Source organism: Paraburkholderia guartelaensis, from assembly GCF_004353905.1.
Lineage (GTDB): Bacteria > Pseudomonadota > Gammaproteobacteria > Burkholderiales > Burkholderiaceae > Paraburkholderia > Paraburkholderia guartelaensis.
Genome location: NZ_SMOD01000051.1, coordinates 24,496 through 47,803 on the forward strand (window position 1 = coordinate 24,496; position 23,308 = coordinate 47,803).

A 23,308-nucleotide genomic window follows, 5' to 3' on the forward strand; every position below is an offset into this window, starting at 1 on the left:
GGGTGTGGGCTTCACCGGGCACGCCTGGCAGTCGCGGAAGGCGGATAGCCGTAGCGCCGCCCATACGCTTTCGCGAAGTGGCCAAAACTATGCACGCCGTGCTCGAGCAGCACGTCGGTCACGCTGCGCCCCGGGTCCGCTTTCAGCGCGCGATGCACGGCTTCGATGCGCCGCTCGCGGATGTATTCGGCAGGCGACTGGTCCAGAAACTGGCTGAACCCGTTTTGCAGCGTGCGCGGAGATACACCTGCGGCTTGCGCCAGCGTAGCGATGGAGAGCGTTTCGCCCAGATGCGCGTCGATATACTCGCGCGCGCGTTTGACATGCGCGGGCAGCGGCGGCTTCGCGCCGCGCGCGAGGGTCTCGCTATAAGAATGCGGTAGTTGCATGAGCAACAACGTCGCAAGCCACTGCGTAAAATCGGGACCGAGCAGACTGTCACGCGCGCTCGCCTCGACCTGCTCGCACAGTCCGCACAGATAGCGCAGCGTGGAATGGAACACGGCGGCACCGCTGTGCGCGCGGCTAATTTCGAGGTCGAACACGAGCGGACGGCGCAGCGAGCTTTGCAGCATCTCCGCGAGCTTGATTTCAAGTGCGGGACGATCGACGCGCAACAGCAGGCTGCGGCACGCGGTGTCGGTGCGGATCCGGCTCTTGCGCGACGGCGACGACACGCTGAGACTGCCCGCCGAAAGCGACACATGCTCAGTGCCCGATTGCAATTCGCAATGCCCCGCGAGGGTCGTGCGAAAGAGGTAATGGTGGTCGAGTTCGCCCGCGTCGATTTCGGTTTCGCGTCCGTAGCACAGTTCGAGCAGGCTCGCACGATGCATCGCGACGCTATAAAGCTCGGCGTTCAGCGGCTCGCGACCCGACACTTCCATGCGGTGCTCGCAAAGCAGCTTCGCTACTTCGCGTTCGACGTCCTCGCGCGCGCGCGTGGCGCCGAGCCGGTTGCTGTGTTTGCGCGGAATCGCAATTTCCATCGTTCAATGGCCTCGAAAGACGGCAGAGCCTCGGCGCCTATGATCCGATGGTCAATAAGTCTGTGCAAGAAAGGATTGACCCTCATAGCCGCCCAACGATACCGCCAACCATTGCGTTGCCGGAGTTGAACAGCGTCTGCGCGTGTTGAAGCGCAGCGTGCAGGCGGCCCCTTTAATCTGGACGCCAACTCATGCTCAAGCATTTGCACAAGGAGGCGAACAATGAAGGTTAGCGTACTGGGTGGCGGCCACGGCTGCTTTGCAGCGGCCATCGACATGCTCGAAAAAGGCCACGACGTGACGTGGTGGCGGCGCGATACCGCGGCATGCGCGCGTCTGCGCGAACTGGGCGAGTTGAGCGTACGGGACTGGCGCGGCACGCGCCGCGTGCCGGTAGGGGAGACGCGCGGCGCGATTCGCCTCGTCGACGATCTCGGCAGTGCGGTGCGCGAGGCGCAACTGATCGTCATTCCTCTGCCGTGTACTACGCACGAATCGCTGGCGGGCCAGCTTGCACCGCTCCTCGTGGACGGGCAAGTGGTCTATTTGCCGCCCGGCACGTTTGGCTGCTACGTGTTTGCGAAGGCGATGGCCGACGCGGGCAACCGCGCACGCGTGGCGTTCGCGGAAACGGGCACGCTGCCGTATCTCGTGCGCCGCCAAGGTGAGAACGACGTGGTCATCAGCGCCTACGCGACGCGCCTGCCCACGGGCGTGTTCCCTGCCGATGCGGCTGGCTGGGCGTTTCCGTTGCTCAAGGAGGGTTACCCCAGCGTCGAGGCGATCGAGGATGCGCTAAGCGGCGCGCTCATGAACGCCGGGCCAGTGATCCATCCGCCGCTCATCATGATGAATGCCGGTCCGCTCGAACATTTCGAAGCGTGGGACATTCACAACGAAGGCACGCAGCCGTCGATTCGCCGCGTGACGAATGCACTCGACGCGGAGCGCGTGGCCGTGCGCGAGGCGCTGGGATACGGTGCGCCGCACTTTCCGCTCGCCGATCACTACGCGAGCGAGGGCGACGAATGGATGTATGGGCGCGGCGCGCACGGCAAGCTCACGGACAGCGGCGACTGGCGCGAGAACATCGACCTGAAGGCACATCGCTACATGCTGGAAGACACGCGGCTCGGCCTCTCGTTCGTCGTGTCGGTCGGGCGCTGGGCAGGAGTGCCCACGCCGGTGGCACAAGGGCTGCTGAGCGTGGCGAGCGCCGTGTCGGAGCGCGATCTGTACGCCGAGGGGCGCACGCTCGAGAACCTCGGGCTGGCCTCGCTCTCGCGCGAGGCCATGCGCGAACTGCTGGCACGGGGGCTCGCATGACGCACAGCGCCGTCGACGTGAGGCATATCCACGTGCTCGGTGCGGGACGCATGGGGCAGGGCATCGCCCTCGCGTTCGCTTTCGCGGGATTGCGCGTGACGCTCATCGACTTCAAGGAACGCGCCGCTCCCGCACGTGCAGAATTCGCGGCGGCGGCGCTCGGCGAGATCGATCGCCATTTGCAGACACAGGTCGATTTCGGGCGCATCAATGCGCACGAGGCAGCGCTAGCGCTCGCACGCGTCGAAGTGCTCGACCGCGCGGGCGCCGAGGCCGCGCTGGCCGGCTGCGAGGTGGTCTTCGAGGCTGTTCCCGAAGTCATGGAGGCGAAAGAGGCGGCATTCGCCTGGCTGTGCGCGCATATCGCCGACGGAGCGACGATTGCGTCCACGACATCGACATTTCTCGTCACCGAACTGCAAAAGGCGGTCACACATCCACAGCGGCTCGTCAACGCGCACTGGCTCAACCCAGCGCATCTGATGCCGCTCGTCGAAATCAGCCGCAGCGGCGCAACGGACGAGGCGGTTGTCGCGCGGCTCAAGGACCTGCTGCGTTGCGTTGGGAAGGTGCCGGTCGAGTGCGCGCCATCGGCGGGTTATATCGTGCCGCGCCTTCAGGCGCTCGTCATGAACGAGGCGGCGCGCATGGTGGAAGAGGGCGTGGCGAGCGCGCACGACATCGACACGGCAGTGCGCACGGGCTTTGGACTGCGATTCTCGATACTCGGACTACTTGAGTTTATCGACTGGGGCGGTTGCGACATTCTTTATTACGCGTCGCATTACATGGCGAAGGAAATCGGTCAGCGCTTCGAACCGGCCGCCATCGTTTCGCGCCATATGGAAGAAGGGCACGACGGCATACGCGGCGGCAAGGGTTTCTACGATTATGCGGACGTCGAAGTGCCCGCCTACGTGAAGCGCCGGCTCGGCGAGTTTGGGCAATTGCTCGAATATCTCGGGCTCGCGCCGCGCTACGACTCGGCAGCATGAAAATCCATCCCATGGATGATAGGCGCCATATATGATTGATTTGACAGATATGGCGCCTGTCTTAAACTTGTGGCCTGAATCTACGTACACCACCCCACGGAATCGCAGAGTCGCCTGCCACTCTGCGAGGCGCATTTAGTATGAAATCCTAATGAATAGAGCGACGATCGAACGTATCGAAACCCGCCTCATCGATCTGCCGACGATTCGCCCTCACAAGCTATCCGTCGCCACGATGTACGGGCAAACCCTGATGCTGGTGAAGGTGTACTGCAGCGACGGCGTAACCGGCATCGGTGAAGGTACGACGATTGCCGGCATGGCCTACGGTCCCGAAAGCCCGGAAGCGATGAAGCTGGCGATCGACGCCTACTTCGCCCCGGCAATGATCGGCCAGGACGCCACGCGTATCCAGGCGCTCATGGCGCACCTGGGCAAGCTCGTAAAGATCAATCACTTCGCCAAGTGCGCGCTGGAAACTGCGCTGCTCGACGCCCAGGGCAAGCGCCTCTCCGTGCCGGTGAGCGAACTGCTGGGCGGCCGCCGCCGCGAGCGCCTGCCGGTGGCATGGACGCTCGCCTCGGGCGAGACCGCCAAAGACATCGCCGAAGCCGAGACCATGCTCGAAGTGCGCCGCCACAAGATCTTCAAGCTGAAGATCGGCGCGAAGGACCTCAAGACCGACATCAAGCACGTGGCCGACATCAAGAAGGCGATGGGCGATCGAGCCGCCGTGCGCGTGGACGTCAACATGGCCTGGAGCGAGACGCAGGCGGCCTGGGCGATTCCCGCACTGGCCGAAGCCGGCTGCGAGCTGGTCGAACAGCCGGTGGCTTCGCCCGCGGCGCTGGCGCGCCTCATGCGCCGGTTCCCGGTGGCGTTGATGGCCGACGAAATCCTGCAGGGACCGGAAAGCGCGTTCGAGATCGCGAAGAACGAAGGCGCCGATGTGTTCGCCATCAAGATCGAGCAGAGCGGCGGACTGTTCGCGGCGCAGCGCGTAGCCACGATTGCGGACGCCGCGGGTATCGAGCTGTACGGCGGCACGATGCTCGAAGGCGCGTTTAGCACGGTCGCGTCGGCGCACCTGTTCGCAAGCTTCGCCAACCTGCAGTGGGGCACTGAACTGTTCGGCCCCTTGCTGATCACCGAAGAGATTTTGACGAAGCCGCTCGATTACAGCGACTTCGAGCTGACGGTGCCGAACGGCCCGGGTCTCGGCATCGAACTGGACGAAGCGAAGGTCAAGCGCTTCACCCGCGACGGCCTCATGAAAGTCACGAAGTAATCCAGACACCTGACAAACGGAATTTGACGATGCTTTTCCACGTACGCATGGATGTGAACATCCCGGCCGACATGCCGGCCAATGTCGCCAATGAAATCAAGGCGCGAGAAAAGGCGTACTCGCAGGAGCTGCAGCGCAGCGGCAAGTGGCGCCATATCTGGCGACTGGTGGGCGAGTACGCGAACTACAGCATCTTCGATGTCGAGAGCAACGCCGAGCTGCACGACATTCTCACCGCCTTGCCGCTTTTTCCGTACATGAAGATAACGGTCACGCCGTTGTGTCGCCACCCGTCCTCGGTCAGGGACAACGACGCTTGAGCTGATTCCCCCTCAATACCAGCAAGCACCAGGAGACAAAGATGAGCGCAAAAGTATTCGACACGAAGGAAGTGCAGGACCTGCTGAAGGCCGCTGCGAATCTCAACGGCGGTAGCGGCGACGCGCGTTTCCAGCAGATCGTCCATCGTCTGCTGGGCGACCTGTTCAAGGCCATCGACGATCTCGACATCACGCCCGATGAAGTCTGGGCCGGCGTGAGCTATCTGAACAAGCTCGGCCAGGACGGTGAAGCGGCGCTGCTCGCCGCCGGTCTCGGTCTCGAGAAGTACCTCGACATCCGCATGGACGCCGCAGACAAGGCAGTGGGTCTCGAAGGCGGCACGCCGCGCACGATCGAAGGGCCGCTTTACGTTGCAGGCGCGCCGGTGCGCAAGAGCGTCTCGCGCATCGACCTCAACGCCGACGCCGATGCGGGGCCGCTCGTCATTCACGGCACGGTCACCGGACTCGACGGCAAGCCGCTCGCCGGCGCCGTGGTCGAATGCTGGCACGCCAATTCGAAGGGCTTCTATTCGCACTTCGACCCGACCGGCGCGCAGGACGACTTCAACCTGCGCGGCGCGGTCAAGACCGGCGCGGACGGCAAGTACGAATTCCACACGCTCATGCCGGTGGGCTATGGCTGCCCGCCGCAGGGCTCGACCCAGCGGCTGCTGGACGGCCTTGGCCGCCACGGCAATCGCCCGGCGCACGTGCACTTCTTCGTCACGGCCGATAACAGCCGCAAGCTCACCACGCAATTCAATATCGAAGGCGACCCGCTGATCTGGGATGACTTCGCCTACGCGACGCGTGAAGAGCTGATTCCGCACGTGGCGGAAAAGACCGGTGGCACCGCGCTCGGCCTGAAAGGCGACACGTACAAGGACATCGAGTTCAACTTCACGCTCACGCCGCTGGTCCAGGGCAAGGACAACCAGCTCGTGCACCGCCTACGCGCCGCAGCCACGGCCACAGAGACGGCGTAACTGTCCAGTAAGGCGGCGCGTCGCTGGCGCTGCCTTATCTTGAAGCGAAGGGAGAAAGTCAATCCTTCGTTCGAAGCTTCGCCGCGCGAGGCGCTGGTGTTCGACCGTGCGCCTCGCGCGGCGAAGCCGTATCAGAACTATCCGAAAGCTCCAGAAGCGGCTTCGACCAGCGACGCCGTCGTGGCGACTATCAATGACCCCTCCGCATCGGCGGACGGCAAACCGGCGATCATTCGCATCGGCATGCGCCACACGTCATCGCTTCGAAAGCAGATAGTCGAGACCCGTCGCAAACTGGTTGTATGTCGCGCCACTTTTGCCCAACATCGCATTGCCGTGCGTATAGTTGTACGCGACGCCCCATAACAATATCGGCGTAAATTGATAGCGAAAATTGACTTCGACGTTGTTGAACATCGCAGCTCCGCTCAGACCGCGCGGACTGGGTCCGGAAGAAAGCTCGCCAAAATTGCGAAAGCGCGTGTTCGAGTTGACGACACCCGCAGTGCCCGAGCCGGTCGTCCATGTAGCTGCGGCGGAGAATACGCCCATCGAGTTCGCAGACGCGTAACCTGAGTACACGGGCGCGACCGTGTTGTTGCTCGGCACGCGGTTGACGACGGCAGCTGGGCTGCCGGTGCTGCCGAAGAACGCGGAGTTGGGGTTCTGCACGACCGGGTAGCCCGCGGCGATTGTGAGCGCGCTATTCGCATCGCCAGCCGTGGCCGGCCAGATGCGATTGCGCGCGAAATTGCCGGCCAGGCAGCCCGGGCTGAACATGCCCGCGAAGGTAAAGGCCGAATCGTTGTTGCTCGTGAACTTGATCGTGGTGTTGGTTGAGTTGGTGTTGTTGATGTTGTCGAGGTCGCCAGGATGCCGTTCATTGTGTTGTCTGAACGAGAACGCGAGCTTGCTAGCAGTCTTCAGGTTGGAGCCGCTAAGTTGGCCACAGTAAGCGGCTGGATTATTAGCGTTTTGCGATATTCGCCGCGTCTACGTGATGAAAAGACGGAAGGTCCGCGATCGGGTTCGGGTTTCGCAGCCCTTCCTTAGCTCGTTGCGTAGCTTGGATTGTTTTGGCTGTTACGCATTCAACGGTTAGATTCGTCTAACATGACCAAGGGAATCTAGTACTGTTCATAGGACAGCAGTTACCACTTTCTCACGTAGGTACGAGAGAATTGATGTTTTTGAGAGATCGTGGCCAACGCCGCTGTCTTTGAACCCGCCCCACGGGAGCCTCGCGTCAAGCGGGCTCCAGCCATTGATCGCAACCGCTCCCACCTGCAATTGCGCGGCGACGCTGTGTGCAATTGAAAGGTCTCTTGTCCAAACGGTTGCTGACAATGCGAACTGCACGTTGTTTGCGATCTGCACGGCCTCCTCTGTGCTATCAAAGGGAATAATCATGCCCACTGGACCGAAGATTTCTTCCTGGGCGATACGCATTCGGTTGTCCACTCCGGCAAAAATCGTTGGCCTCACGAAATGTCCCACTGGGGGCACGCTTTCTTCCCCGGCCACAATTCGTGCGCCTTCCGACTTGCCGAGCGCAATGTACTCGAGAACCCGTGACTTGTGGCGATCATTGATCAACGCACCCATGGTGGTCGACGGGTCAAGTGGATCACCGAGCTTCAATGACTTCGCGACTTCGGCCAGTCGATTTGCGAAGTCATCCGCAATCGAGCGATGAACCAGCACGCGCGAACCCGCGGCGCAAGTTTGACCCTGATTTACGAATAGGCCCATAGCTACGCCTTGAAGCGCAGCATCGATGTTCGCGTCAGGGAAGACAATCTGGGGCGCTTTCCCGCCCAACTCCAACGTCACTTTTTTCAACTTTCCGGCGATATCTGCTGCGATCGACCGTCCTACGGCGGTACTACCTGTAAAGCTGATTTTATCCACTCCAGCGTGATTGACCAGTGCGCGTCCGGCCGTCGGGCCCCTCCCGTTGACGATATTAACGACTCCCGCTGGGAAGCCCGCGTCTGCAATAAGGGACGCGAGCGCCGAGACGCTCACCGGCGCTTCCTCGGAGGGCTTGATCACCACGGTGCAACCAGCCGCCAACGCCGGAGCGAGTTTCCAGATGCAGATCATCAATGGAGCGTTCCATGGAATGATCTGTGCAGCGACACCGACAGGCTCCATGATCGTATAATTCACGGTCGGCTTGCCCATATAGCCTGCCGTAGGAATAAATCGCCCCTCCAGCTTGTCCGCCCAACCTGCGAAATATCGAAGCGTATCCACCGCGACAGGCAGGTCCATCATCCTCATCTCACTGATCGGGCGTCCCTGCTCGCGAGCCAGCGTGATAGAAAGCGCATCTGCGTTTTCCTCGACCAAGTCAGCCAGCTTCATGATTAGTTTGGCGCGTGCGGCTGATCCCATTGTTCTCCAAGGGCCGTAGTCGAACGCGTTCCGCGCAGCGAGGACAGCGTTGTTCACATCAACTTCGGAGGAGTCCGCGACCAGTGTGAATAGCTGCCCTGTGGCGGGCTCCGTCTTTTCGAAGGACGCTTCGGTTATAGACGGGCAGGATTGGCCATCGATGAAGTTCAGGGTACGGAGGACGTCATTCATGCCGTATTACCTCATGACTCAAGTTTTACAGAGCGACCGGCCGGCGCTTTGCGGCGACTAGGCCTCTGTTTCGATTTTCCGGATCACGCCTCTGCGTGCTGGTTTGAGCTAGACAGGCGCGCCGCGGCGGATTGAGGCGACGGGCGCTAGAAGAGCGGGCCGTCGCTGTGCATTCTCGTGGTCAGTGTTTGGCCATGGGACCCATCGCGTACATGTCAGCGACGATAAGCCATACGCCGTCAATCTTCTTCCAGACGAAGAGGCTTTTGGTCGCGAACGGCTCCTCGGCGCTGGCCTTCGGTTCCACTTCCCACGTCACCCAAGTGAGTGCTGCGTTTTCATTGAGCTTTTCGGCCTTGAATATAGAGATTTTTGTGGACTTCGCGTCGCCCATCAACTCCTTAACCTTTGCGACGATCGCCGTGTGGCCTAGGGCTGCGACCGGGGTATCTTGACCCGTCACGATGGCGTTGTCGCTATAGACCGCCGCAACTCCTTCGGCGTTCTGGGCTTTCCACGTCGTTTCGATCTTGTCGAGGCGAGGTCGCAACTGATCGTTGATCGTGTCAGCAAACGAGTTCGCTGCAAAGAGGGCAAGCGCACCTGCAACTGAAGCGGCTATGACACAGCGGGAGACAATATTAGGCATGAGTGTTCCAGTTGGATTGACAGCGAAGAAAAGTGATTCGCTCGCGAGATAGGTAACGCATGGCTGCCATCCCGTCAGAAACACGGTGGTTCCCACGGGCGCCCTGCTCTTAGTGTAGAGACTTGAGGTAGGCGACTAGCGCCATTCGATCAGCGTCATTTTTTATACCGCCAAACGGCATCGCTGTTCCGGGTTGAGCGACCTGCGGATTTTTCACAAAGGCGTCGAGCGCTGCGTCATCCCAGCTGGCCTTTGAGGCCCGCAGCGCCTCGCTATACTGAAAGCCGGACAATTTCCCTATCTTTCTGCCGTATACACCCGCTAGATTCGGGCCGACTATCGTTCCTTTCGACTTGTCGGTTGCATGACACATAGCGCAGGAAGAGCTGAACTGGTGTTGGCCGATAGCGATCTGTGCGTCAGCCGAAGTCGCGCCGTGAGAAATCGTCGCGCATAGTAATGCGGAGAAAGCGAAGGTCAAGCTGAAAAGGGTGGAACGCTTCATGGCTATGCTCTCTTGCTCATGTTGTTGAAGACTTCAGTCGCGGTGCGAACACCGCTCTCGATTGCACCGTCGATAAAGCCACGCCACAGCATCGCGCTGTCGGAACTTGCGAAGTAGATATTGCCCTCCGGCTCGCGCAGCCCCGACCAGTTTCTAGTCAGTTGACCTGGTCGGTAAAATGCCCACGTACCCTGTGAGTAAGGATCGGCAGTCCACGGATAGGAGATCACCGACACGACTTCGGCGCCGGGCAGTAACCCGCGCAATGCGGCTTCGACGCCTGCCTGGTCATTTACATCAAGCGTCCCTGCGGCATCGAAGCACACGATCAGCGTGCCATCGTCGCGCTCCTGTTCCGTGAAAGCGAGGGTGATCGGGTAGGGATGTGGCGCGGTACCCATCCAGACGCCGATCTTTTGCTTGATATGGACGTAGCACTTATTTCCTGTGCCTGTTACGCCGGCTTGCGACGCGGCTAGCTTCACTGGACCCAATCCAGGCTCGAATCTGATGTTTTTGAGCGTATTGACAGGAATGGCACAAATGACGGCACCTGCCGTATAGGCTCCCTGATCTGCACCGACGGTCAGCTTGCCGTTGTACTGGACGACGGACTTCACGGGAGTACCGGTCTTCAGCTCAAAATCACCGTCGTTGCGGATCGCCTGGGCCAGTCCGGTCGTTCCTTCGGCAATCTTGTAATGCCCGCATCGATCGAACAGGAGTGCGACGTCGAAATCACCCCGTGCCCACCAGTGGAGTTGTTCCACGAAAGAGCCCGTGCCAGGATCCCGGTGTACGTTGATCGTGTACTGCGGCGCAAGCAGATCGCTCAAATCACGTCGCAGATTGATCTGTTTGAGGCGATCGTTCAGGGTGATCTGATCGTATTTCCGAACAGTATGGAAGTTAAGGAGCGGATTTGGCGCGCGAGGAAATACGGTCCTGCCCAATTGCCCGTCTACGTCGCAGAACTTGTTCATTGCCTCAGTAAGCATTGCGAAAGCAGACTGTCCGTCTGCAGTCTTGAGGCGATCGTCGGTTCGCCACGCGAACAAATTCGGTGAGGCGCCGGGCGTTTCGGTTAATGACAAGCCGTACCGGTTGATTTCGGTCCAGACGTACGGTTGCGCCCAGTGCACCCACGTGCCGCCAAGCTCGATCTGATGATCGTGATAATGGCTCACAAATGTTCGGCCGCCGATTCGCGTGCGAGCTTCGAGAGCGAGCACTTTCATTCCGCGTTTCGCGCAGTCTCGCGCGGCGGTCAGGCCCGCAAACCCGGCGCCAATTACGATGACGTCGAACTCGGTATCACGACTTCTGGACAGCCGCGGTGCTTTACGCTCGGCTGCACCGGCAAGAACCGGAACCACCGTACTTGCAGCAATAGTTGCCCCGGTGGCCGCCAGGAATCTACGGCGGGCACGGATCATTTGACTATCTTCACTCATCCACAGCCTCCTCGCTGTATCGCGATCAACTAGGTCACACGACCTTGTGTTGAGCAGTTTTATAGCTCGACTTTATTCGTTGCACAAGACCAGGCTGAGCGATTGCGGGTGGCCATAGCGAGGTCTGCCAGTCTGAAATCACGCTGATAAGCGCTCCTGGCTTGAGTTACGTGGTCTTGCATCGCAGAGGGCAAGTTCAAGATAAGTATTTGTCCTGGTTTATGAGCAATTGACGTAAGGTCATCTGACCTATAGTCTCGCTGCTGAATCGTTCGCCATGTCCGAGGGCCGGCCCCTCCAGGCTTCTGCAGGATCCGGGGCTATCTGACGGAAGCTCCTACAGAGGAGTCTGCATTTTTTTGTTAGGAAATCGAAATGAATCGACCGTGCAAAAGTTTTCGTTCTTTCGTCACCAGCGCTGTAGTCCTCTTCGCTGCATCGGTATCGATGACCGCATGGGCTCAATCGTCTGGTGATGGTGCCAAGGTCCCGACCTATTCTGGAACCCAAGCGCCATTGCCTGGATGGTCGTACGGCAATTTTCGCGGCGACTACTGGAAGCACAAGGGTGAAAAGCCGCTCTTTTCGATCGACGCGAGCAACGTCGACAAGTACGCGGACAACCTCACGCCCGGTCAGGTCGCGCTCATCAAACAGAAGAAGGGCTACCGCATGGACGTGTACCCGTCGCACCGCGAATGCGGCGCGCCGGCTTTCGTGCAGGCCAACGCGGCGCTCAACGCGACCCAGGCGAAGCTGGACTCCACGGGCGAGTCGTTGCAGAGCGCAAGCCTTCCCGGCATGCCGTTCCCGGTGCCGAAAACCGGCGCCGAGGCGATGTGGGACCACCTTGCGCGCTATCGCGGCATTGGCGCGGAATGGCAGAAGTCTGTGACGGCGGCGTCACCTCGTCCGGGCAGCACGGACTGGATCAAGGCCGAATCAAAGGAGACACTTTTCTTCCCGTGGGGCAAGAAGGGGACGACGACGCCACAGCAGGCCGGCATGCTCTACGCAATCTACTTTGCGTATGAAACGCCTGCCGCTCTTGCGGGTCAGGGCCTCGTGCAGCGCGACTACTTCGACAAGACGAGCGACACGTACTACTACTTCACGGGCCAGCGCCGCGTGCGCCGCATGCCGTCCTATTCGTATGACGCACCGCAGATCGGTTTCGAGAACCAGTATCTGGTCGACGAGCCGTGGCTCTTCAACGGTCAGCTCGACCGCTTCAACTGGAAGCTCGTCGGCAAGAAGGAAATCTACATTCCGTACAACGACTTCGGGATGTTCAACTTCAAGGCGAAGTTCGACGACGTCTTCAAGCCGGATGGTGTGAGCCCCGACGCACGCCGATACGAGCTGCACCGCGTGTACGTGGTCGAGGCGACCCTGAAGTCGGGCGTGCGCCACGTGGCTTCGAAGAAGGTCTTCTACATCGACGAGGACAGCGGCCTTGCGGTGGCGGGCGAAGACTACGATAACCAGGGCAAGCTCTGGAAGGTCAAGGAAGCGTATCCGATTCCGGTGTACGAACTGCAGGGCGCCTGTGATGTCGAGCCGTTCGTCCAGTACGACCTAAGCAACGGCCGCTACGTGACCGACCAGTCGACCATCGGCACGGACACCGACATCCGCTGGTACGAGGATTCGAACGACGCGCGCTTCAAGGACGACTACTACTCGGCCGAGAACCTGCGCGCAGTGAGCGAGCGATAACGTAGCGACCACGCGTGGCGGCGCGCACGCACCAGCGCGTTGCCACGATTCATATTCGACCTGGACGCAATCAGGCAGGGGAAGAGCGTGATATCGAAGACAAAAATCAGCGCGGCAATTTCATTAGTCATGCTAATGGTCGCACAGGGGGCATCGGCATACGAGTTCACGCTCGACGACGGCGCCGTGAACGGTTCGTGGGTCACGAACCTGACCGCGGGCGGCGGCATCCGGGTCAAGAACCCGAGCTGCTCGCTCACGGGCGACCCGAACGCCAACGGCTGCGGTGCGGGCGCGAACACCGCGCAGTGGTCCAACGGAGACGATGGCAACCTCAACTATCGCAAGGGGCAGCCGTTCAGCACGTACATCAGTGCGACGAGCGAACTGCTGCTCACGATGCCGAGTCAGGGCGTGAAGTTCATGGTACGTGGCACGGCCATGTACGACTTCCTGGCGAAGGACACCAACCGTACGGAGCTGTCGAGCACCGCGGCCGCGCAGATTGTCTATCCGGTCGACCTTCTCGACCTATGGGTCCAGAAGGACTTCACGATCAACGACAGGACCGCGCACGTACGGCTGGGCAATCAGGTCATCAACTGGGGCGAGAGCTACTTCGCGACCAACGGCATCAACGCAACCAATGCGGTCGACATCCAGAAGCTGCTAATTCCAGGCACGCAGTTGAAACAGGCGCTGCTGCCTGAGCCAATGATCAGCTTCGCGAGCGGCATCACATCCGGTCTCAGCACCGAGGCCTACTACCAGTTCAGCTGGGAGAGCAACCGCTATCCGCCGGTCGGTTCATACTGGTCAGTGGGCGACATCTTTGGACGTGGTGCCGGTCCGCTGAGTATCAGCACGGTCAATGGCAATGTGGGCGGCGTCGACGCGGGGACGATCGCGGGCGCTGGCGCGGGCAACTCGCAGACGGTTGCGGGCATCAACTCGGGTCTCGTCAATGGCGTGTATGCGGGCTCTCCGTATAACTCGATCGGCATTCCGACTTCGACGCAGCTGCCGAACAAATACCGCCCGCAGTTCGGCATCAAGTTCAGCTACAAGCCGAAGGACGTCGACGTCAACTTCGGCTTCTACTACGAGAACTATACCGACAAGTCGCCGGTTGCCGCGTCGCTGCCGAACGGCACGATGCAGTTCCAGTACCTCAACAACCGGCAGCTGTTCGGCGCGAGCGCGAACTTCGCCATCGGCGACTGGGCAATCGGTACCGAGCTTTCGTATCGCCCGCACGACGCGGTTGCTCTGTCCAGCTGTTTCGGCGCAGGTGGCCCGCTAGACATCAACACGAACAGTGTTTCGGGCATCACCTGCCAGCAATGGGAAGACCGCAAGAAGCTCCAGTACCTGATCAACGGTCAGCTCAATCTCACGCAAAGCGAATATCCATTCCTGAAGCTGCTGCATGCCGACATGGCGGTGCTCACGATGGAACTTGCGTGGATCTACTATCCCGGCCTCAATTCGAACGGCGTCACACGCACGGTGGACGGCCAGCAGGTGACGCAGGCGCCCGCGGCAGGGTACTTCACGTGGCTGAACAACGACTCGGGCCTGGGCTATCCGATTACGGCAGCGAAGGGCACGGCGAGCTCGGTCGGCGCGACGGTCGACTTCAACTGGACCTACGACGGCACGATCATTCCGGGCTGGCAGGTTACGCCTGGCGTGACGTTTACCGATGCGCTGTATGGCTACACGCCAACGTTTACAGCGAACTACATGCAGGGTGCGAAGTCGGTCAACGTCTATCTGCTGTTCAACCAGAACCCGACGGTTTGGCAGGCCGGCATCAACTTCACGGCTTTCTTCGGTGGTCACAACACCGTTGGGCAGCCGTACGCCGACCGCAATTTTGTCGGCCTGTTCGCCACACGCAATTTTTAAGCTGGCAGGCGCGTGCGTCTTGCAAGCGCACGCCCGAAATCGGACGCAGTCTTTGAGGGGCTCAATGTGTTGAATCGACTGGTGGGCAAGCTCGAGAGGTTCCTGTTCGGGCATCGCGCGATCACGCTGGGCGTGATTGCGGTATTTACGGTCGTGATGGCCGTGTTCGCGTTGCAGTTGCGTATGGACGCGGGGTTCGAAAAGCAGATCCCGACCGGACACGAATACGTCAAGACCTTCCAACAGTACCGGAACGACCTGCTGGGCGCGAACCGCATCACGGTCGTACTCAAGGCGCGCAACGGCACGATCTGGACGCGCGAAGGCCTCACCCGGCTCTACGAGATCACGGAGGCTGTGGGCTATCTGCCGAACGTCGATCGTGGTGGTGTGCAATCGCTGTGGACGCCGAACTCATTCGTCAACGAGATCACCGAGGACGGCTTTCGCGCCGACCCGCTGATCGACGGCACGATCACACCGGAAAGCCTCACGCCGGAAAAGATTTCCGCGATTCGCCAGTCGACCTCGGCCGGCGGTTATGCGGGCGTGCTCGTCTCGCGGGACCAGACGAGCGCGATGGTGACGGCGGAGCTGAACGAGCGCGACGCGAACGGCCGGGCGCTCGACTACGTGGCCTTCAACCACATCCTCGAAGAGAAGCTGCGCAAGCCCTATGAAAGCGGCGCCTACCAGGTGCAGATCATCGGCTTCGCGAAGCAGATCGGCGATATTGCCGACGGCGCCTCCGGCGTGCTGGTCTTCTGTGCACTGGCGCTGGTGCTGACGGCGGCCGCCGTATACTGGTACAGCCGCTCGCTGCGCTTCACGATCCTGCCGATCGCATGCTCGCTCACCTCGCTCGTGTGGCAGTTCGGCACGCTGCGCATCCTCGGCTTCGGTCTCGACCCGCTCGCGGTGCTGGTGCCGTTTCTCGTTTTCGCGATCGGTGTTTCGCACGGTATCCAGCAGATCAACTTCATCGTACGCGAGCTTTCGCATGGACGCACACCGATGGAAGCCGCGCGCGACAGCTTCAGCGGACTGCTGATTCCTGGCACGCTTGCGCTCGTCACTGCGTTCGTGTCGTTCATCACGCTCCTGCTGATCCCGATTCCGATGGTGCGGGAGCTGGCGATCACCGCGTCGCTCGGCGTGGGCTACAAGATCGTGACGAACCTCGTGATGTTGCCAGTCGTTGCCTCGTGCCTGCATTTCACGAAGGAATACGCGGATCGCGCATTGGCTGCGCGCGAGCGCCGTGCGCACTGGCTCAGGATTTTGGCCCGCGTGGCAGAGCCGCGCAACGCGGCGATCACGCTCGCAGTGACCGCGCTGATCTTTGGTGTGGCGGTGTGGCAAAGCCGCGATCGGGTGGTGGGCACGCTGCAGCCGGGCGCGCCTGAACTGCGCGCCGACTCGCGCTTCAACACGGATGCCGTTGCGATCGCAACGAGCTACGACGTGGGCCTCGACTGGCTCACGGTGGTGTTCGAGACGCCTCGCTCGACCGACTGCACCGACCCGCGACTGGGCCTATTCGAAGATGATTTCGTGGCCTCGATGAATCGCGTGCCTGGCGTCGTGTCGGTGAGCTCGTATCCGCAGATGCTGCGCACTTACAACGAGGGCTATAACGAAGGCAATCCGAAGATGTTCGTGGTGCCGATCGATCCGACCAACTACGCCGCACTGAGTGCCGAAATCAACCGCGTGCGCGGCTACATGACGAAGGACTGCAAGATGACCGCGGTGCATCTGTTCCTCGCGGATCACAAGGCGTCGACGATCAATCGTGTGATCGACGCGGTGAAGGAGTATCGCGCCGAAAGCCATCTGGAAGGCGTGGCGATCCGCCTGGCCGCCGGTAACGCGGGGGTGCTTGCCGCCACCAACGACGAAGTGGCGCGCAGCGAACTGCCGATGATGCTCTACGTCTACGCGGCCATCGTCGTGCTCGTGCTGCTGGCGTATCGCGACCTGCGCGCGGTGATCGCGTGTTGTCTGCCGCTCACGGTGGCGACCTTTATCGGTTACTGGTTCATGAAAGAACTGCAGATCGGGCTCACGGTCGCGACCCTGCCGGTGATGGTGCTTGCGGTGGGCATCGGCGTTGACTATGCGTTCTACATCTACAACCGGTTGCAACTGCATCTCTCGAATGGCGTGCCCGTGGTGAAGGCGGTGGAACAGTCGATTCTCGAAGTTGGCGTGGCGACGATCTTCACGGCCATTACGCTGGCCGTTGGCGTGGCGACTTGGAGTTTTTCGGCCCTGAAGTTCCAGGCGGACATGGGCAAGCTGCTCGCGTTCATGTTCATCGTGAACCTAGTGATGGCGATGACGGCGCTGCCGGCGCTCGCCGTCTGGCTCACACGGCTCTTTCCGCGCCGCTCGGCGGTTAAAAGCTCGAGCTTCTTCACTCACTAGGTTCTGTTCACATTCTCATCAGCGGTCCAAAGGCACAGGCAAGCGAAGCGAAGGCGAGATAGTTCCCTGCGAGTTTGTCGTAGCGAGTGGCGACACGACGAAAATGTTTGATACGACTGAAAAAGCGTTCGACGATGTTCCGGGTCCGATACAGCACACGGCTATAGCGACGCTTGGTCTTGCGGTTCGAACGCGGCGGGATTACGGCCTTCGCACGCGTAGTGCGGATACTCTCCACAAAGGCGTTCGAGTCGTAGCCCTTGTCAGCGATGACCGCACCGGTGCGCAAATGCTCAACCAGTTCATTCGCGCACGAAATATCGGAAACTTGTCCCTCGGTGGCAATCAACCGCAGGGGGCGTCCGGCGTCATCGACGGCCAGGTGCAACTTGGTGGTCAGTCCACCTCGCGAGCGACCGAGCGCTTGCGGACCGTTTTTTTTTGAGCTCCGGACGAATGCTGGTGTGCGCGCACGATGGTCGAATCGATCAACACATGCTTGATCTCGGTTTCGTCGGCCACGGCGAGGATCACGCGTTCCCACACACCCTTGCGACGCCACCTGGAGAAACGCATGTACACCGTATGCCATCGGCCGAACGCCTTCGGCAAATCGCGCCACGGGCAGCCGGTCCGGCCGATCCAGAGGACAGCTTCGACAAACCAACGATTGTCGGTCGCCGTTCGCCCTGGATCGCCTTCTTTGCCTGGCAAGACGGATTCGATTCGTGCCCATACTTCATCGCTCAACAACGTTCGAATCATCTTGGCCTGCTCGCGCAAAAGACAAGATGTAAACACATTTCATCGAATGTAAACAGACCCTAGTCCGCCACGAGGACTCCATCATGAAAGACGCAATCAAATTGAAGGCAGCCTGCGGAGTGCTCGCGGTGCTCGCAGGCCTCTATGTCACGAATGACGTACTTGCGGACACTGCGCCCAGAACCAGGGTCGTGCTGGCAAGCGCGAAACATCTTGCGAACGCGGACCAATCGATGATGCTCGGCGCAACGCTCGCGGGCAGCCGCATCGTCGCGGTCGGCGAACACGGAGTGATCCTGCTTTCCGACGACAACGGTGCGCATTTCCACCAGGCGAACGAGGTTCCCGCCAACGCGACGCTCACCTCGGTCGCGTTCGCCGACGCGCAGCATGGCTGGGCTGCGGGGCACTGGGGCGTCATTCTGCGTACGGACGACGGCGGCGAAAACTGGCATCTGCAACGCGCGGATGCGGGCGTCGACCAGCCGCTCTTTTCGATTGCGTTCCGCGACGCGAGTAACGGATGGGCGGTTGGACTATGGTCACTCGTACTGCGAACGAACGATGGCGGAAAAACATGGGCAGCTGCCAAGCGAGAGGACATCTCCGGAGCCGGGAAAGGCGGGTTGAATCTATATACAGTCTTCCCTGGAGGCGGTTCGAGTGTCTTCGCGGTTGGTGAACGTGGAACTGTGCTTCGATCAAAGAACAACGGGCAAACCTGGGATGCGAAAGCGACAGATTATAACGGCACGCTCTGGTCCGGTACAATGACGCGAGCTGGAATGATTTACGTTGCTGGGCTACGCGGACACATCTTTTCAAGTATCGACGGTGGGGACACGTGGACCCCGGTGGCCTCCGGGACCGATGGGTCGATTACAGATCTTGTGGCGGAAGCCGATAGCATTGCCGGTGTCTCGCTCGATGGGGACATGATTCTTGCGCGAGATCGGGAAAAGGGGTTCCAGGCTCGAAAAATTGCGGGGCACGACGGGCTTACCGCTGTGGTTTTTGACGCGCAGGGGAGGCCGGTGATATTTGCTAAAGATGGGGTTGTTGCCCCATAGGCTAAGGTAGTCGCTATCTAGTCCGCAGTGTGAAGCAGTGATGGCGAACCATTGAAGATGAGGTCGATTGACCTAAAAATGCTTGCGCGCGACATCTCGATGTCTCAGAATATCTAAAGGTTTCCCTTAGAGGCATTGGATGAACACCTCAAATGACGCGCATCGGGTGAAGCAGGTGGCGGACCACTCGCCGGTCGCTGATCAAGATCAGTTCGCTATGTTGCCTCCCATGGATAGAACTCTCACAGAAAGGGGACGCAGCACTGTCGCGCGCGTGCTCGAAAGCGCTAGCGCGATCATCGCCTTTGAGGGGTACGGTGCGCTGACTATGCGAAAAGTCGCCGCGAAAGTTGGGATGTCGTTGTCGAACGTGCAACATTACTTCAAAACTAGGGAGGACCTCCTTGCGGCTGTTATCAAGCAGACGATGACCCAGTATGTGACGAGCACCTCGACGTTTCTTGACGAGTCGTTGTCACCTCGTGACCAACTCGCCGCGGTTGTACGTTTCCTTGTCGAGGATATCAAGCAGCCGCATGTTCAGAGTTTATTTGGGGCCTTCTGGGCTCTTGCCCAGACGCATGACTTTGCCAGAATCTTGATGGACGAAATGTACGTGGCAGAGCGCAAACTCCTCGCTCAGTTCATCCGGCGGATAAATCCAAAATTGGACCAAAAGCAGTTGATGTGCCGCGCCGCATTAATTGGTTGTCAGATCGAAGGGCTAATGCTGCTAATTCCTCAACGCAACAGATTCCCTTCTGATATCCGAGGAATAGAGGAAGAACTCATGACAGCGGTATTGGCTTTAGCTAACGCATGAAATACTCTGATCGGAAATATAAGCCCGGGCTAAAGCCGACCTCAAAGTCGGGGCCAGCGATAGTGGATGCCGGATACAGCAATAATCTGGACCAACGCGTGATCGCAGCCCGCCGGTAGTGGCGGCTTATGCGACTGCCGGGGTATCGGTCGATCTGATAAACCGCCCGGTTGAATGCGTCCCAGCGCGCGAAGAAGGATGCGCTTAGTTCAAGATATCCGGCAAAGACTATTGCCATGCCTGCAATCCCCATGATCCGCCGCGCACCGCTAGTCGGCACGGCCCATTGATAGACCGCGAACCAGAGCCAAAAAAACGCGAGATCAACCGCGATACTCAACAGGGTATGGTGTTCGTACATGCTTCCTCTACCGTGCGTGCCTGAGTTAATCGACCATCCAGCTCATACCAGGACCGCCGCCCCCTCTTCTTGCATCACAAACTTCTGTCTCCCATTGCTTCAACATCACTGTTTCACCGCGATCGCGGCGCTGGCACTTCTCATCCAGTTCATGCATATCTTTCTGAAGTTGGGCTACGTTCCTCGCGCTGGCTGCATCGGCGGTTTGATCCACGACGCCTAGTGCGTCCTGCGCACGCACGGTTGTCATGGAAACGGCTGTTATCACAAAAGTGCTGTACTGAATAGCGTGTGTCGCATTTGTTTTCCTATACCGAGTTGCAGTGTTGGTCGCACTTAAAATCCTTCGCCGTCGTGCTGGCTGGGCCGTAGGTTTCTTCATGGCAGACGGCTCCGTTGCGAATCAGCCATTCGCCTCCTACCGCACGCTTGTCAGTTCCATTCGGCTGCACGTCTACCAGGTATCGCCGCGTGTCTTTCACGACGACCGGAGAAAAAACATCGATGCCAAGCATCTGCGCGGATGCCGTGGACGAAAGAATGGCCGTCATCGACAACCCAAGCACCAAAAGCAGGTTCTTCATTGTCGTATTTTCCTTAGACCTCCGAACTGCCGATCCACTGACCGCCGAGATACGCATCGGCGCCGAAGTGCCCGCTCACGAATGCTTTCACGTCGGGGCGATCCAGAACTGCCTGCAAGGTGCTGCGCGACCACGCGGGCGCCGGATCAATACGGAGCGTCGCTTCACCAGCCAGGTCAACGAGGATGAACGGTTCACGTTCGTTCCAGGTGACCAGGTCGGCCAGCGCGGGTCGGCAGTGCGACGAGACTCAACGTTGTCACTGCGGCTTGCCTTCCGGCGGGCCGCACCTGGCTGCCAGGTCAGGCGGTGGGCCGTCTGGCCTGCCTGCACCGCGCGGGCCGTCGGGTGGCGGTGGTGGCTTGCCGCTTCCGGGCCTTGTGCCCTCGGGAGGCGGGCCGGGCGGCGGCCCGCCACAGGGCGGCGGCGGGCGAAGCTGTGACAGTCCTTCGGCGGAAGGATCGGGCTGGGCGGAACTGGCTTGCGCCGAAGCGATGCCCGTGACGCAGCCCATCAATGCGAACACAACGAGTGCCTTGCGATTCATGGATCGATCCTGTCGGCTGCCGGCCGACCTGCGGTGCGCTGATGCGCCGGCTCGTTTTCACGCGTTATACCCCCTCGATGTGTCACTCAGACCGCGGAACGAGCGGAGGGGAGCCTGCGTGGGCGTGGCGTATGTCGTGCCTTCCGGAATACCGGGCCGTTGCAAGACATGACGCGTTGGGCATTCTACACGCGGCGTATGTGACGCATAACGTACTGTACAATGGCGTATGGAGTCATATTACGCGATGGAGCTCGCCGCTAGACGTTCCGGCGGCGTGGCCGCTGTGCCCCCGGACTCCTTGGAGCGCGGCTTGGCCAGCCACATCAAGGCCGATCCGCCTACGGGGCCAGTACGCGGGCCTTGACCCGCCTTTCGCGACAACGACAGGGGCAACGCCCCGAGCCGTCCTAATCTGCCTGCATCGCCCGACTGGAAACGAAACGATCCGCTTGCAATAGTCCCAATATGGGACTATCATGCCTCTCATGAAAGTTATTGCGAAAAGAGTCCTCCTGGCATTCTGCGACAGGCACCCAATGGCTCGACAGTCGCTGCTGGCATGGCATGAGGAAGCGGCAAAGGCCGTCTGGATGACGCCGCAGGACATCAAGACCAGATACGCCTCCGCGAGCTTTGTCGGGCGAAACCGGGTGGTATTCAACATCAAGGGGAACGATTACCGGCTGATCGTCGCAGTGGCTTACCGCATCGGTGTCGTCTATATCAAGTTCATCGGAACACATGGCGAGTACGACCGGATCGATGCTGAAACCGTTGAACTGGAGTAGCCAACATGGAAATTCGTCCAATCCACCACGAACGCGACTACAAGGAAGCGTTGCAAACCGTATCCCGTCTTGTTGACGTTGACCCGGAACCTGGCACCCCTGACGGGGATCGTCTCGAAATCCTCGCTACGCTAGTGGAGCGTTACGAGGCAGAGCATTTTCCGCTCGATCTTCCCGATCCTGTCGAAGCCATCAAATTCCGCATGGAACAGGCAGGACTATCGGCCAGCGACATGCAACCGTATATCGGCAACTTGAATCGGGTGTACGAAGTCCTCAATCGTAAGCGCGGTCTTAGCCTTTCAATGATTCGCCGTTTGAACCGCGAATTGAAAATACCCGCTGAAGTGCTAATCGGATAACCGACGGAAAATAATGCCGTCACGCGCGGCACAGGAAAGCAGGAGCAGCAGCAATGACGGTAGCCGAATTGCAAGGTACACGATGAAAAGCGCCAATGACGTTTTGCTTTGCGATTTTTGCGGGAACAGCCAGCATGTTGCCGCGCTGCTCGTCCGAGGTATTGCGGATGCGGCAATTTGCGATGAATGCATAGATACGTGTATCGAGATCGTCACTGAGCGTCGCGGGGAACAAGCGGAACGGAGGCCGAGGATTGTCGGCGTCGCCAAGGCTTGGGCGGCGAAGGCCATGGGGAAACGGTAAGCGCATAGCCGATACTGGTGCTATTAAACAAGGAAAATCGCGAGGTCACGTCATGAACAAGCGAACCTTTAGACGGAACGTGCTGTCGATGATCTGCGTGTATGTAATAGCGCTGGTCGTTGGAATCACCTTTAGACTTCGAAATCCGCTGGTCCATGGGGTGTCGGTCTACGACACATTTAAGGATTTGCTGCCGTTGATTATCGCAATCCCAGCGGCTTGGTTGGGATACTGCTGAGTTATCGTCGGAACTGGTGTATGCGGCGTAGGGAGGAGGCAGGAGAAGGCGGTGGCGATTGGAGGAGAATGTTGCTTTCCACGGTAACACTTCCTCAATCGAACTCCACCACCATGGCGAAACATACGCAGGAAACGAGCAACGGTCAAACAGCAGAAACGCAATTTGAAGGCGCACCTGGCCTGGACGATCTGATCCAGCAAGGGGCGCGGCGAATCATCCAGCAGGCAATCGAGGCGGAACTGGCGGCGATGCTTGAGCAATATTCGAATGTGAAGACGATGGACGGCCGGCGC

23 protein-coding genes and 1 pseudogene are annotated in these 23,308 nt (G+C 59.8%); 14 read left to right on the forward strand and 10 right to left on the reverse strand.

What is annotated here, in order from left to right; genetic code table 11:
- Nucleotides 1-11 precede the first annotated feature (11 nt).
- Nucleotides 12-989, reverse strand: coding sequence for an AraC-like ligand-binding domain-containing protein (locus tag E1N52_RS37630; RefSeq protein ID WP_133189517.1), 978 nt, complete (start codon nucleotides 987-989; stop codon nucleotides 12-14).
- Nucleotides 990-1,211: 222 nt separating this feature from the next.
- On the opposite strand from E1N52_RS37630, the gene E1N52_RS37635 reads away from it, so the two are divergent.
- The 5 genes from E1N52_RS37635 (at nucleotide 1,212) to catA (ending at nucleotide 5,907) form a co-directional block, all read left to right on the forward strand.
- Entirely contained in the window at nucleotides 1,212-2,315 is a 1,104-nt protein-coding gene (locus E1N52_RS37635; protein ID WP_133189519.1) for an NAD/NADP-dependent octopine/nopaline dehydrogenase family protein, read from the forward strand.
- A complete protein-coding gene (locus E1N52_RS37640) occupies nucleotides 2,312-3,310 on the forward strand; it encodes a 3-hydroxybutyryl-CoA dehydrogenase (RefSeq protein WP_133189521.1) in 999 nt (332 codons plus the stop codon). The genes E1N52_RS37635 and E1N52_RS37640 overlap by 4 nt, the downstream gene beginning before the upstream one ends.
- Nucleotides 3,311-3,461: 151 nt before the next feature.
- Nucleotides 3,462-4,598 carry a muconate/chloromuconate family cycloisomerase gene (locus E1N52_RS37645; protein WP_133189523.1) on the forward strand — a complete coding sequence of 379 codons (1,137 nt, stop codon included), beginning with the start codon at nucleotides 3,462-3,464 and terminating at the stop codon, nucleotides 4,596-4,598.
- A gap of 29 nt (nucleotides 4,599-4,627) precedes the next feature.
- The gene (gene catC, locus E1N52_RS37650; protein WP_133189525.1) at nucleotides 4,628-4,918 is read left to right on the forward strand and encodes a muconolactone Delta-isomerase; all 291 of its coding nucleotides are present in this window, start codon (nucleotides 4,628-4,630) and stop codon (nucleotides 4,916-4,918) included.
- A 41-nt stretch (nucleotides 4,919-4,959) separates the two neighbouring features.
- A complete protein-coding gene (catA, locus tag E1N52_RS37655) occupies nucleotides 4,960-5,907 on the forward strand; it encodes a catechol 1,2-dioxygenase (protein WP_133189527.1) in 948 nt (315 codons plus the stop codon).
- A 255-nt stretch (nucleotides 5,908-6,162) separates the two neighbouring features.
- Here catA and E1N52_RS37660 read toward each other — a convergent pair whose 3' ends face one another.
- The 5 genes from E1N52_RS37660 to E1N52_RS37680 form a co-directional block, all read right to left on the reverse strand.
- Nucleotides 6,163-6,687: a porin family protein gene (locus tag E1N52_RS37660; RefSeq protein WP_133189529.1), complete on the reverse strand. Its 525-nt coding sequence runs from the start codon at nucleotides 6,685-6,687 to the stop codon at nucleotides 6,163-6,165.
- A 357-nt stretch (nucleotides 6,688-7,044) separates the two neighbouring features.
- Nucleotides 7,045-8,499, reverse strand: coding sequence for an aldehyde dehydrogenase family protein (locus E1N52_RS37665; protein ID WP_133189531.1), 1,455 nt, complete (start codon nucleotides 8,497-8,499; stop codon nucleotides 7,045-7,047).
- 181 nt (nucleotides 8,500-8,680) lie between these two features.
- Complete coding sequence (locus tag E1N52_RS37670; protein ID WP_133189533.1) at nucleotides 8,681-9,244, reverse strand: YybH family protein; 564 nt, start codon at nucleotides 9,242-9,244, stop codon at nucleotides 8,681-8,683.
- Nucleotides 9,245-9,257: 13 nt separating this feature from the next.
- The gene (locus tag E1N52_RS37675; RefSeq protein WP_133189535.1) at nucleotides 9,258-9,653 is read right to left on the reverse strand and encodes a c-type cytochrome; all 396 of its coding nucleotides are present in this window, start codon (nucleotides 9,651-9,653) and stop codon (nucleotides 9,258-9,260) included.
- Between the two features lie 2 nt (nucleotides 9,654-9,655).
- Nucleotides 9,656-11,107: a flavin monoamine oxidase family protein gene (locus E1N52_RS37680; protein ID WP_133189537.1), complete on the reverse strand. Its 1,452-nt coding sequence runs from the start codon at nucleotides 11,105-11,107 to the stop codon at nucleotides 9,656-9,658.
- A gap of 447 nt (nucleotides 11,108-11,554) precedes the next feature.
- Between E1N52_RS37680 and E1N52_RS37685 the strand changes: the two genes are divergently transcribed.
- The 3 genes from E1N52_RS37685 (at nucleotide 11,555) to E1N52_RS37695 (ending at nucleotide 17,167) form a co-directional block, all read left to right on the forward strand.
- On the forward strand, nucleotides 11,555-12,826 hold the full coding sequence (locus tag E1N52_RS37685; protein ID WP_246089395.1) for a DUF1329 domain-containing protein: 1,272 nt from the start codon (nucleotides 11,555-11,557) through the stop codon (nucleotides 12,824-12,826).
- Nucleotides 12,827-12,916: 90 nt separating this feature from the next.
- Complete coding sequence (locus tag E1N52_RS37690) at nucleotides 12,917-14,737, forward strand: DUF1302 domain-containing protein (protein ID WP_425468198.1); 1,821 nt, start codon at nucleotides 12,917-12,919, stop codon at nucleotides 14,735-14,737.
- A 66-nt stretch (nucleotides 14,738-14,803) separates the two neighbouring features.
- Nucleotides 14,804-17,167 carry an efflux RND transporter permease subunit gene (locus E1N52_RS37695; RefSeq protein WP_133189543.1) on the forward strand — a complete coding sequence of 788 codons (2,364 nt, stop codon included), beginning with the start codon at nucleotides 14,804-14,806 and terminating at the stop codon, nucleotides 17,165-17,167.
- Between the two features lie 7 nt (nucleotides 17,168-17,174).
- On the opposite strand, the gene E1N52_RS37700 is transcribed toward E1N52_RS37695, so the two are convergent.
- A protein-coding gene (locus tag E1N52_RS37700; RefSeq protein WP_165979543.1) for an IS5 family transposase occupies nucleotides 17,175-17,932 on the reverse strand; the annotation gives its coding sequence in 2 pieces (ribosomal slippage) (nucleotides 17,175-17,611 and nucleotides 17,611-17,932; 759 coding nt in all).
- Between the two features lie 83 nt (nucleotides 17,933-18,015).
- Between E1N52_RS37700 and E1N52_RS37705 the strand changes: the two genes are divergently transcribed.
- Nucleotides 18,016-19,002, forward strand: a complete 987-nt coding sequence (locus E1N52_RS37705) for a WD40/YVTN/BNR-like repeat-containing protein (protein WP_133189545.1) — start codon at nucleotides 18,016-18,018, stop codon at nucleotides 19,000-19,002.
- A 139-nt stretch (nucleotides 19,003-19,141) separates the two neighbouring features.
- Nucleotides 19,142-19,825 carry a TetR/AcrR family transcriptional regulator gene (locus E1N52_RS37710; protein ID WP_133189546.1) on the forward strand — a complete coding sequence of 228 codons (684 nt, stop codon included), beginning with the start codon at nucleotides 19,142-19,144 and terminating at the stop codon, nucleotides 19,823-19,825.
- Here the strand turns inward: E1N52_RS37710 and E1N52_RS37715 are convergent.
- Genes E1N52_RS37715 through E1N52_RS37725 form a run of 3 tightly spaced genes read right to left on the reverse strand, consistent with a single transcriptional unit; the run spans nucleotide 19,815 to nucleotide 20,770 of the window.
- On the reverse strand, nucleotides 19,815-20,186 hold the full coding sequence (locus E1N52_RS37715) for a hypothetical protein (RefSeq protein WP_133189548.1): 372 nt from the start codon (nucleotides 20,184-20,186) through the stop codon (nucleotides 19,815-19,817). The genes E1N52_RS37710 and E1N52_RS37715 overlap by 11 nt on opposite strands.
- A gap of 25 nt (nucleotides 20,187-20,211) precedes the next feature.
- Entirely contained in the window at nucleotides 20,212-20,436 is a 225-nt protein-coding gene (locus E1N52_RS37720; RefSeq protein ID WP_133189550.1) for a hypothetical protein, read from the reverse strand.
- A 58-nt stretch (nucleotides 20,437-20,494) separates the two neighbouring features.
- Nucleotides 20,495-20,770, reverse strand: coding sequence for a hypothetical protein (locus tag E1N52_RS37725; RefSeq protein WP_133189552.1), 276 nt, complete (start codon nucleotides 20,768-20,770; stop codon nucleotides 20,495-20,497).
- 1,035 nt (nucleotides 20,771-21,805) lie between these two features.
- Between E1N52_RS37725 and E1N52_RS37735 the strand changes: the two genes are divergently transcribed.
- The 4 genes and pseudogenes from E1N52_RS37735 to E1N52_RS37750 all read left to right on the forward strand — a co-directional run.
- A complete protein-coding gene (locus tag E1N52_RS37735; RefSeq protein WP_133189562.1) occupies nucleotides 21,806-22,108 on the forward strand; it encodes a type II toxin-antitoxin system HigB family toxin in 303 nt (100 codons plus the stop codon).
- 5 nt (nucleotides 22,109-22,113) lie between these two features.
- Nucleotides 22,114-22,470: a helix-turn-helix domain-containing protein gene (locus E1N52_RS37740; RefSeq protein ID WP_133189556.1), complete on the forward strand. Its 357-nt coding sequence runs from the start codon at nucleotides 22,114-22,116 to the stop codon at nucleotides 22,468-22,470.
- 82 nt (nucleotides 22,471-22,552) lie between these two features.
- Nucleotides 22,553-22,774 (forward strand): ClpX C4-type zinc finger protein, encoded by a 222-nt coding sequence (locus tag E1N52_RS45625; RefSeq protein WP_133189558.1) that lies wholly within the window; start codon nucleotides 22,553-22,555, stop codon nucleotides 22,772-22,774.
- 351 nt (nucleotides 22,775-23,125) lie between these two features.
- Nucleotides 23,126-23,308 (forward strand): annotated as a pseudogene (locus E1N52_RS37750) (IS256 family transposase); the annotation flags it as partial.

Excerpts from the sequence above, each read along its gene's own strand:
- E1N52_RS37630 (WP_133189517.1), bottom strand. The coding sequence starts at position 989 with ATGGAAATTGCGATTCCGCGCAAACACAGCAACCGGCTCGGCGCCACG.
- E1N52_RS37635 (WP_133189519.1), top strand. The coding sequence starts at position 1,212 with ATGAAGGTTAGCGTACTGGGTGGCGGCCACGGCTGCTTTGCAGCGGCC.
- E1N52_RS37640 (WP_133189521.1), top strand. The coding sequence starts at position 2,312 with ATGACGCACAGCGCCGTCGACGTGAGGCATATCCACGTGCTCGGTGCG.
- E1N52_RS37645 (WP_133189523.1), top strand. The coding sequence starts at position 3,462 with ATGAATAGAGCGACGATCGAACGTATCGAAACCCGCCTCATCGATCTG.
- catC (WP_133189525.1), top strand. The coding sequence starts at position 4,628 with ATGCTTTTCCACGTACGCATGGATGTGAACATCCCGGCCGACATGCCG.
- catA (WP_133189527.1), top strand. The coding sequence starts at position 4,960 with ATGAGCGCAAAAGTATTCGACACGAAGGAAGTGCAGGACCTGCTGAAG.
- E1N52_RS37660 (WP_133189529.1), bottom strand. The coding sequence starts at position 6,687 with ATGTTCAGCCCGGGCTGCCTGGCCGGCAATTTCGCGCGCAATCGCATC.
- E1N52_RS37665 (WP_133189531.1), bottom strand. The coding sequence starts at position 8,499 with ATGAATGACGTCCTCCGTACCCTGAACTTCATCGATGGCCAATCCTGC.
- E1N52_RS37675 (WP_133189535.1), bottom strand. The coding sequence starts at position 9,653 with ATGAAGCGTTCCACCCTTTTCAGCTTGACCTTCGCTTTCTCCGCATTA.
- E1N52_RS37680 (WP_133189537.1), bottom strand. The coding sequence starts at position 11,107 with ATGAGTGAAGATAGTCAAATGATCCGTGCCCGCCGTAGATTCCTGGCG.
- E1N52_RS37685 (WP_246089395.1), top strand. The coding sequence starts at position 11,555 with ATGACCGCATGGGCTCAATCGTCTGGTGATGGTGCCAAGGTCCCGACC.
- E1N52_RS37705 (WP_133189545.1), top strand. The coding sequence starts at position 18,016 with ATGAAAGACGCAATCAAATTGAAGGCAGCCTGCGGAGTGCTCGCGGTG.
- E1N52_RS37710 (WP_133189546.1), top strand. The coding sequence starts at position 19,142 with ATGAACACCTCAAATGACGCGCATCGGGTGAAGCAGGTGGCGGACCAC.
- E1N52_RS37715 (WP_133189548.1), bottom strand. The coding sequence starts at position 20,186 with ATGTACGAACACCATACCCTGTTGAGTATCGCGGTTGATCTCGCGTTT.
- E1N52_RS37720 (WP_133189550.1), bottom strand. The coding sequence starts at position 20,436 with ATGACAACCGTGCGTGCGCAGGACGCACTAGGCGTCGTGGATCAAACC.
- E1N52_RS37725 (WP_133189552.1), bottom strand. The coding sequence starts at position 20,770 with ATGAAGAACCTGCTTTTGGTGCTTGGGTTGTCGATGACGGCCATTCTT.
- E1N52_RS37735 (WP_133189562.1), top strand. The coding sequence starts at position 21,806 with ATGAAAGTTATTGCGAAAAGAGTCCTCCTGGCATTCTGCGACAGGCAC.
- E1N52_RS37740 (WP_133189556.1), top strand. The coding sequence starts at position 22,114 with ATGGAAATTCGTCCAATCCACCACGAACGCGACTACAAGGAAGCGTTG.
- E1N52_RS45625 (WP_133189558.1), top strand. The coding sequence starts at position 22,553 with ATGAAAAGCGCCAATGACGTTTTGCTTTGCGATTTTTGCGGGAACAGC.